Genomic DNA, 9419 nt, shown 5'->3' on the forward strand with positions numbered 1-9419 from the left:
AGGGACTTGAGCGGGCGCGTGTTGGGGCCGGTGATGACGCGGCCGCGGCGGCCGTTGTCGAACAGGGCGTCGACGGCTTCCTGCAGCATGCGCTTTTCGTTGCGGATGATGATCTCGGGCGCGTGCAGTTCCATGAGCCGCTTGAGTCGGTTGTTGCGGTTGATGACGCGCCGATAGAGGTCGTTGAGGTCGGAGATCGCGAACCGACCGCCGTCGAGCGGGACCAGCGGACGCAGGTCGGGCGGGATGACCGGCACGACATCCAAAATCATCCACTCGGGGCGATTGCCCGAATCGCGAAACGCCTCGATCACGCGCAGCCGTTTGGAGAGTTTTTTCTTCTTGGCCTCGGAGGTCGCCTCGCGCATTTCGGCGCGCAGCTCGCGCGACAGTTCCTCGAGGTTCTGATCGGCGAGAAGGGCCTTGATGGCCTCGGCGCCCATACCCGCGCGGAAGTCCAGAGGATCGTCCTCGCCGTACCGGCGGAACTTTTCCTCGCTGATGAGCTCGCCCTTGCGCGCGTTGGTGCGGCCGGGATCGATCACCACGTGCATTTCGAAGTACAGGATCTTCTCGAGTTCCTTGTACGTCATGTCGAGCAGCGCGCCGATGCGCGAGGGCAGGCTCTTGAGGAACCAGATGTGCGCGACGGGGGTCGCGAGGCTGATGTGGCCCATGCGCTCGCGGCGCACCTTGCTCTGAATGACCTCGACACCGCACTTTTCGCACACGATCCCGCGGTGCTTCATGCGCTTGTACTTGCCGCAGATGCACTCGTAGTCCTTGACCGGTCCGAAAATCTTGGCGCAAAACAGCCCATCGCGCTCGGGCTTGAAGGTCCGGTAGTTGATCGTCTCGGGTTTTTTCACCTCGCCGTGCGACCAACTGCGGATTTTTTCGGGGCTCGCGAGCGCGATCTTGATGCCGGGGAAATCGAGCGGATTCTTCGGCTTCTCGAACAGGCTGAACAGCTCCTTCACCGCGTCTCTCCTTCCGGTCGCATGCGACCGTTATCGATTCCGTCGTCGCAAACCCGCCCGCGCGGGCTCGCCTTCTTCCGCTTTCGCGGCGATTCGTCCGAACGCGGCGAAGGTGCGAAACCCCGCCACCCGGCGATTCCTACAGTTCCTCGTCCTCTCCCTCCGAGGCCGCTTCCTCTTCCTCGTCTTCCGATTCCTCGACGAGGTCGTCGTCGAGAGGAGACTTGGAGAAGAGCGCTTCGGCGGCGTCGATCGCGCTGGGCACGGCGCGCGGCGTCGTGGCGGGAGCCGCGGCGGCGGCCGCGGCCGCGGCCTCCTCGGCGGTCATGCCGTCCTCGAGCAGCGTCACATCGAGGCTCAGGCTCTGGAGTTCCTTCACGAGGACGTTGAAGCTCTCCGGCAGCCCCGGTTCGAGCTGGTACTCGCCCTTGACGATCGATTCGTACATGCGCGTGCGACCGGCGACGTCGTCGGACTTGACCGTCAGGAATTCCTGCAGGGTGTAAGCCGCGCCGTAGGCCTCCATCGCCCAGACTTCCATTTCGCCGAGGCGCTGGCCGCCGAACTGCGCCTTGCCGCCCAGCGGCTGCTGCGTAACGAGGCTGTAGGGGCCGATGGAGCGGGCGTGGATCTTGTCATCGACGAGGTGGTGCAGCTTGAGCATGTACATCGTGCCCACCGTGACCTCGTTGCTGATGATGTCGCCGGTGCGTCCGTCGAACAGCGACGCCTGACCCGACAACTGGACCTTCGCCATTTCCAGGGCGTGCTTGATGTCTTCTTCCGAAGCGCCGTCGAAGACCGGGATCGCCATGTGCACGCCGCGCGAAAGCGCCCGCGCGAAGGACAGCAGATCCGACTCGGACGCCTTCTTGATCTGATCGCGAAGCGGCTTGAGCGACGCGAGATCGTCGGCGTAGATCGACAACAGGAACTCGCGAATCTTCGCGGCGGAGTACTTCTCCTTGATGAACGCGTCGATCTGTTCGCCGAGCACCGTCGCCGCGCGGCCGAGGTGCGTCTCGAGGATCTGGCCGACGTTCATACGCGACGGAACGCCCAGCGGATTGAGCAGCATCTCGACGGGACGGCCGTCTTCCATGTACGGCATGTCTTCCTCGGGCACGACCCGCGAAAGCACGCCCTTGTTGCCGTGGCGTCCGGCCAGCTTGTCGCCGACCTGCAGCTTGCGCTTGATGGCCACGTACACGCGCACCATCTTGATGACGCCCGGCGCCATTTCGTCGCTGCGCTTCACGCGGTCGATCTTTTCCTGCCAGTGCTCGCGCACCGAGTCGATCTGGCTTTGCACCGTGTTGATGATGCTGGTGACGCGGCCCTCGATCTCGGCGTCGTCGAGTGAGAGGTCGCCGATCTTGGCGAAATCGAGCCCGTCCAGAATCTCCTCGGACAGGATGGCGCCCTTTTTCACGATGACCTTGCCGTCGTAGTCGCTCGTCAGGTTGGCCGTCACCTTTTGGCCGTTGGCCAGGCCCTTGATGCGCGACAACGCATTCTGGCGGTAGATGCGGATCTCTTCTTCCTGGTCCACGAGGATTTTCGAAATCTCGAAATTCTCGATCTCCAGCGCGCGCTGGTCTTTTTCCACGCCCTTGCGCGAATAGACCTTGGCGTCGAGCACCGTGCCGTACACGCCCGGCGGCACCGTGAGGCTCGTGTCGCGCACGTCGCCGGCCTTTTCGCCGAAGATCGCGCGCAGCAGCTTTTCCTCGGGCGAAAGCTGCGTCTCACCCTTGGGCGAGATTTTGCCGACCAGGATGTCGCCGGGCTTCACCTCGGCGCCGATGCGGATGATGCCCGCGTCGTCGAGATTGGCGAGCATTTCCTCGCTGACGTTCGGGATGTCGCGGGTGATCTCTTCCTTGCCCAGCTTGGTGTCGCGGCTGATGCACTCGAACACCTCGATGTGCACCGAGGTGAACCGGTCGTCCTTGATGCGGGCTTCGGAGATGAGGATCGAGTCTTCGAAGTTGTATCCGCCCCACGGCATGAACGCGACGGTGATGTTCTGGCCGAGCGCCAGTTCTCCCAGGTCGGTGGACGGCCCGTCGGCGATGATGTCGCCTCGCACGACCTTCTCGCCGAGTTTCACGATCGGCTTCTGGTTGATGCAGGTGTTCTGGTTGCTGCGCTGGTACTTGATGAGGCGGTAGACGTCGACGCCGGCCTCGTTGTCGTCGTGCTCGGCCTCGTGGACCTTCACGACGATGCGCTCGGCATCGACGCCGATCACCACGCCGCCGCGCCGCGCCACCGAGGTGACGCCCGAATCGCGGGCGACGATGTTCTCCATGCCTGTTCCGACAACCGGCGCCGCGGTCTTGAGCAGCGGCACGGCCTGACGCTGCATGTTCGCGCCCATGAGAGCGCGGTTGGCGTCGTCGTGGGACAGGAACGGAATGAGGCTCGCGGCGACCGACACCAACTGGTTCGGCGACACGTCCATGTACTGCACGTCTTTCGACGGCACGATCGAGAATTCTCCGCGGTTGCGCGCGGAGACGGTCTGGTGAACGAACCGGCCCTTTTCGTCGAGCTCGATATTCGCCTGTGCGATCGCGTAACGCTCTTCCTCGAGGGCGGACAGGAACATCGCCTGGCTGCTGACCACGCCTTCCTCGCTGACGGGACGGTACGGCGTTTCGATGAAACCGTATTCGTTGACCCGCGCGTAGGTCGAGAGGCTCGCGATGAGGCCGATGTTCGGACCTTCCGGCGTCTCGACCGGGCAGATGCGGCCGTAGTGGGTGTTGTGGACGTCGCGGACTTCGAAGCCCGCGCGCTCGCGCGTCAGTCCGCCCGGTCCGAGGGCCGAGAGACGCCGCTTGTGCGTGACCTCGGACAGGGGATTCGTCTGGTCCATGAACTGCGAGAGCTGCGACGACCCGAAGAACTCCTTGATGACCGCCGAGACAGGCTTGGAGTTGATGAGATCGTGCGGCATCAGCGTGTCGATTTCCTGCAGGCTCATGCGCTCGCGGATCGCGCGCTCCATGCGCACCAGACCGATGCGGTACTGGTTCTCGACAAGCTCGCCCACGGCCCGCACGCGGCGGTTGCCCAGGTGGTCGATGTCGTCGATCTCGGCGTCGCCGATGCCCTCTTTGAGGTTCAGCAGATAGAACACGACGGCGAGGATGTCGTCGCGCGACAGGATCTTCTGCTCGACATCGGTTGTGCGCCCGAGCTTGAAGTTCATCTTCACGCGCCCGACCTTCGACAGGTCGTAGCGCTCGGCGTTGAAAAAGAGGTTGTTGAACAGCGTCGTGGCGGTGTCCACCGTCGGCGGATCACCCGGGCGAAGGCGCTTGTAGATCTCGATCATCGCCTCGAGCGGCGTGTTGGTTTTGTCCTGGATCAGGGTGTCGCGAAGCGAGGTCGAAATGCGCGTCGTGCCGGTGTGCAGCACGACGAAATCGTTTACGCCGCGCTCGCGCATTTCGGCGATCAGCTCGGGGGTGACCTCCTGGCTGATCTCGCCGATGACCTCGCCGGTCTTCAGGTCGACCACGTCCTCGCCCAGGTAGGTGCCCGAGATGTCGTCATCGCCCAGCAGCACATCCTTGATGTTCGCGCGGGTCATCTTCATGACGGCGCCCTGGGTCACGCGCTTGTTCTTTTTCACGAACACCGTGTCGCCGTGCACGATGTCGAAGGGCGCGATCAGGCCCTGGAACCATTCGGGCACGAACTGCATCACCGCCTGTCCGTCGTCGCGCAGGTGGATGGCGAGTTTCTTGTAGTAGCGGTTGTAGTACGCCGCGAGGATCTCGTCGGCCGTGTACCCGAGCGCCTTGAGCAGGATCGTCGCCGGCATCTTGCGGCGGCGGTCGATGCGCACGTGCAGGATGTCCTTGGTGTCGAACTCGAAGTCGAGCCACGATCCGCGATAGGGAATGACGCGGGCGTTGTAAAGCAGCTTGCCGGAGACGTGCGTGCGGCCCTTGTCGTGGTCGAAAAACACGCCCGGGCTGCGGTGGAGCTGGCTGACGATGACGCGCTCGGTGCCGTTCACGATGAACGTGCCGCTGTCGGTCATGAGCGGGATGTCGCCGAAATAGACTTCCTGCTCCTTGATGTCGCGGACGTCCTGGCGCCCCGTCTCGTCGTCGGTGTCCCATACGACGAGCCGGATGACGACCTTGAACGGCGCGGCGTAGGTCATGCCGCGCTGCATGCATTCCTTGACGTCGTACTTCGGCTTTTCGAGCTTGTAGCAGACGAACTCGAGGCTGGAGGTGCCGGAGAAATCCTTGATCGGGAAAATCGAGGAGAAAACGCCCTGCAACCCGAGCTGTTCGCGTTCCGCGATCGGAACGTCGGCCTGCAGGAAACGGTCGTACGACCGTTTCTGAATGTCGATCAGATTCGGGATGTCGATGATCTTTCGGATCCGGGAATAGGTCTTGCGGTAGCGTTTCACGCTGCCCAACGACACGGCCATTCGGTACACCCCTTCCGCGTTTGAACCTGGCTCTTTGCCGTCGCCCGGCTCCGGCCGGGCGTTGGCTCTTGCAAACGGCTCAGGCGGACCGCGCATGCGGCCCGCCCGGCGATGACTTTCGGAATTACTTCACGTCGACCTTGCCGCCGGCGGCCTCGATCTTCTTCTTGATATCCTCGGCCTCGTTCTTGGAGATACCCTCTTTCACCGGCTTGGGCGGATTGTCCACGAGGTCCTTGGCTTCCTTCAGCCCGAGGCCCGTGATCGCGCGGACTTCCTTGATGACGGAAATCTTCTGCGCGCCCGCGTCGGTGAGAATGACGTCGAATTCCGTCTTCTCCTCGACCGGAGCCGCCTCGGCGCCGCCGCCCGCGGGCATCGCGCCCATCATCACCGGCGCGGCCGCCGTCACGCCCCAGCGCTCCTCAAGCGTCTTGACGAGCTCGGAAATCTGGAGCGCGTTGAGGGTATCGAGATACTTGAGAACGTCGTCCATCGTCAGATCGGCCATGTTCACTCACTCCTTGTCGCGACTGGAATTCGCGTCGTGTTCGTTGTTGGTTGCGCCGTTGCGCAGCCCGTTGCGTTGTTGCGTTTCGTCGGTGTCCGGTCGCCTTACGCGGCCTCGGCCACCTTGTCCCTGCGTGCGTTGAGAACGTTGAGAAAGCTCCGGGGCACGGCGGCCAGGACCTGCACGAACTTGCTGTGCGGGGCTTTGAACACCGCCAGCAGCTGCGCGCGCAGTTCGTTCTTGGTCGGCATGGTGGCGAGCGCCTTCACCTGGTCGGCGCTGATGACCTTGCCGCTCAGAACGCCGCCCAGAATCTGGAACTTCTCGAAGTCCTTCGCGAACTTCGCGAGCACCTTGGCCGGTCCCACCAGTTCTTCGTCGCAGACGAGAAACGCGTTGGGTCCGGACAGCTTCTGGAACAGGGGAGCCGACGAGGTTTCGGCGGCCGCGATCTTCGCCAGGGTGTTTTTCACCACGACGAGATACGTGCCGTCGACCTTCTCGATCTCCCGGCGGATGGTGTTGATCTGGCCCACCGTCAGGCCGGTAAAACCCAGCCGAACGACGAGCTGCGCACCTTCGAGCTTCCCGTGAAACTCAGCGACGATGCCTTCCTTTGTTGCGCGATCCAAACCCAATGAGGTCCTCCTTTCACCGAATCGACCGGAATTGTGGGTCCCGGCCCCGGTGAGGTGCCCAACGGGGGAAAGCCCGTCGACCAGAAACGAAACGCTTCGCGATCCGAATCATGACACCGTCTCCGCAGGCCGAGGCGAATCGATTAAGCCCCTTCGGGCGCCTTGCTTCTTCGACGTGCGCGGCCGCCTCACGGCGCTCCGCGCGTTTGACCGATCTATTTCACCTCGATGATGGACGAGGGATCGACCTTGATCCCCGGACCCATCGTCGTGGAGATGGCGATATTCCTCAGGTACGAGCCCTTGCTGGTCGCCGGCTTGAGCTTGATGACCATGTCGAGCAGCGCCTGGAAGTTCTCGCGCAGCGCGTCCTCGGAAAAGCTCTTTTTGCCGATCGGCGCGTGCAGATTTCCCGCCTTGTCGACGCGAAACTCGATCTTGCCCTTCTTGAACGCCGTCACCGCGTCGCGCACGTCGAAGGTGACCGTGCCGAGCTTGGGGTTCGGCATCATGCCGCGCGGTCCCAACGTGCGGCCGAGCTTGGCGATCGCGCCCATCATGTCGGGCGTCGCCACGACCTTGTCGAAGTCGAGCCAGCCCTCTTCGAGGATCTTCTTGACGAAGTCCTCGGCGCCGATGACGTCCGCCCCGGCGTCCTCGGCTTCCTTGGCCTTGTCGCCCTTGGCGAACACCAGCACGCGCAGCGTCCTGCCGGTGCCGTGCGGCAACACGGCGCTGCCGCGCACCATCTGATCGGCGTGCTTGGGGTTCACGCCCAGACGCAGCGCGACGTCGATGGTCTCGTCGAACTTCGCCGTGCCCGTCTGCTTGACGAGCGAGACGGCCTGCTCCACGGAGTAGCGCGTGTCGCCATCCCGCTTCGCGGCGGCTTCCCGAAATTTCTTCCCGTGCGTACGCATCTTGATCCCGATCCTTCAGGCCCGCGGTTATCCTTCGACGATTTCGATCCCCATGCTCCGCGCGGTCCCCGCAACAACCTTGGAGGCCTGATCCAGGTCGTTGGTGTTCAGATCCGGCAGTTTGAGCTTGGCGATCTCCCGCACTTGTGCCCATGTCACCTGGCCGACCGTGTCCCGGTTCGGCACTCCCGCGCCCTTTTCCACCTTCGCCGCCTTTTTCAGGAGCACCGCCGCCGGCGGGCTCTTCTCGACGAACGTGAAAGAGCGATCCGCGTACACCGTGATGACGACGGGGATGATCATCCCCTCCTGGCTCGCGGTGCGCGCGTTGAACTGCTTGCAGAACTCCATGATGTTCACGCCGTGCTGACCCAGCGCCGGTCCGACCGGCGGCGAAGGCGTGGCCTTGCCCGCGGGGCACTGGAGCGTCACCGGCGCTACGACTTTCTTGGCCATGGCAACCGTCCTTGATCCGTATCCCGAAACGCCGGGACGTCTTCCACTCTGAAAAACCGCGGCGAATCGCCGCTCAGGTCTTCTCGACCTGATAGAAATCCAGCTCAACCGGCGTGGCGCGGCCGAAAATCGACACCATCACGCGCAGCTTCGACTTGTCGGGACGCACTTCCTCGACCACGCCCGTGAAATTCGCGAAGGGGCCCGTCATGACGCGGACGTTTTCGCCCTTCTCGAACTCGATCTTGGGCTTGGGCCGCAGCGTGCCCTCGGTGATCTTCTGCGTGATCCGATCGACGTCCTCCTCGGGAATCGGGGTCGGATTCTGCATGCCGCCCACGAAACCCGTGACCTTCGGAGTGCTCTTCACCAGGTGCCACGATTCCTCGGTGAGAATCATCTTCACGAGGATATAGCCGGGGAAAAACTTCCTCGACGTGGTGCGGCGCTGCCCACCGACCATTTCGACGACCTGCTCCGAAGGAATCAGGACCTGACCGATCAGGTCGCCGAGCTTCATCTGCTTGGCCCGTTCTTCCAGCGACTGCTTGGCCTTGGCCTCGTAGCCGGAATACGTGTGGACCACGTACCACTTCATCTCACCGCCGCCCATGAAAGCTCCCCCGTGTCCCGTCGATCACGCGTGTTCCGGCGATCACGCGAAAGCCAGACGCATCAAAAGCTGCAGGATGGAGTCGCAAAAAAACAGGTACACCGAGACGATAAACGTCAACGCGATGATGATCCAAGTCGACGCCATCGTGTCGGCCCGCGTCGGCCACGAGACCTTTTTGAGCTCTCGACGCACGTCGGACAGAAAGTCGATGAGCTGTCGGACGGGACCCGGCTTGTCGCTGTCCGCGCCCTTCTTCTCGACCTTCTTTTCCGGCTTCTTTTCCTCTTTCTTCACAGCCTTGACGGGTTTCGATTCCGTCCTGTCGGCGGGTCCGGCCATCGCCATCACCTTCTCTTCCCAAGTGCCGGGCATGCGCCCGGTTTGCGGTCTCGGGGGGAAGATCCCCTCCCACAACAATCCCCGGCGCCCATTCGGGCCGCGCGGGGGGCCTTCGCGTCGGGGCTACTTCACTTCCTTGTGGAGCGTGTGCTTGCGGTCGAAGCGGCAGAATTTCTGCAGCTCGACCTTCTTCTGGTTCTTTTTCTTGTTGCGCGTCGTGGTGTAGTTCCGACGCTTGCACTCGCTGCACTGCAGGGTCACGATTTCGCGCGCGCTCTTGGCCATGATTCGCTCCAAACCCGCCGTCGCGCCATGCGCTTCGGCGAGCGATGAAAGTCCCTCTTACGCTCTCTTTCGCGCGTGTTTCACGCGTGAATTTTCGTGACGACGCCGGCGCCGACGGTGCGTCCGCCCTCGCGGATGGCGAAGCGAACGCCCTCTTCCATCGCGATCGCGTTGATCAGCTTCACCCGCATCTTCACGTTTTCTCCCGG

General features: G+C 63.0%; 9 protein-coding genes and 1 pseudogene. All 10 read right to left on the reverse strand.

Annotation, left to right across the window (positions count from 1 at the left end):
- Positions 1–980, reverse strand: a 980-nt coding sequence (locus tag IT350_08960) for a DNA-directed RNA polymerase subunit beta' (protein ID MCC6158172.1), incomplete at its 3' end; no start/stop codon positions are given.
- A gap of 334 nt (positions 981–1314) precedes the next feature.
- Positions 1315–5445: pseudogene (gene rpoB, locus IT350_08965) on the reverse strand (DNA-directed RNA polymerase subunit beta).
- A gap of 124 nt (positions 5446–5569) precedes the next feature.
- Complete coding sequence (rplL, locus tag IT350_08970) at positions 5570–5956, reverse strand: 50S ribosomal protein L7/L12 (GenBank protein MCC6158173.1); 387 nt, start codon at positions 5954–5956, stop codon at positions 5570–5572.
- A gap of 104 nt (positions 5957–6060) precedes the next feature.
- Positions 6061–6594, reverse strand: a complete 534-nt coding sequence (locus IT350_08975) for a 50S ribosomal protein L10 (protein MCC6158174.1) — start codon at positions 6592–6594, stop codon at positions 6061–6063.
- Between the two features lie 215 nt (positions 6595–6809).
- Positions 6810–7514, reverse strand: a complete 705-nt coding sequence (locus IT350_08980) for a 50S ribosomal protein L1 (protein MCC6158175.1) — start codon at positions 7512–7514, stop codon at positions 6810–6812.
- Positions 7515–7541: 27 nt separating this feature from the next.
- The gene (rplK, locus tag IT350_08985; protein ID MCC6158176.1) at positions 7542–7970 is read right to left on the reverse strand and encodes a 50S ribosomal protein L11; all 429 of its coding nucleotides are present in this window, start codon (positions 7968–7970) and stop codon (positions 7542–7544) included.
- A 73-nt stretch (positions 7971–8043) separates the two neighbouring features.
- Entirely contained in the window at positions 8044–8568 is a 525-nt protein-coding gene (gene nusG / locus IT350_08990; protein MCC6158177.1) for a transcription termination/antitermination protein NusG, read from the reverse strand.
- A 57-nt stretch (positions 8569–8625) separates the two neighbouring features.
- On the reverse strand, positions 8626–8925 hold the full coding sequence (gene secE / locus IT350_08995; protein ID MCC6158178.1) for a preprotein translocase subunit SecE: 300 nt from the start codon (positions 8923–8925) through the stop codon (positions 8626–8628).
- 123 nt (positions 8926–9048) lie between these two features.
- Positions 9049–9210, reverse strand: coding sequence for a 50S ribosomal protein L33 (gene rpmG, locus IT350_09000; GenBank protein ID MCC6158179.1), 162 nt, complete (start codon positions 9208–9210; stop codon positions 9049–9051).
- Between the two features lie 80 nt (positions 9211–9290).
- A partial coding sequence (locus IT350_09005; GenBank protein MCC6158180.1) for an elongation factor Tu occupies positions 9291–9419 on the reverse strand: 129 nt, incomplete at its 5' end.

Source organism: Deltaproteobacteria bacterium (genome assembly GCA_020845895.1).
GTDB lineage: Bacteria > Lernaellota > Lernaellaia > JACKCT01 > JACKCT01 > JADLEX01.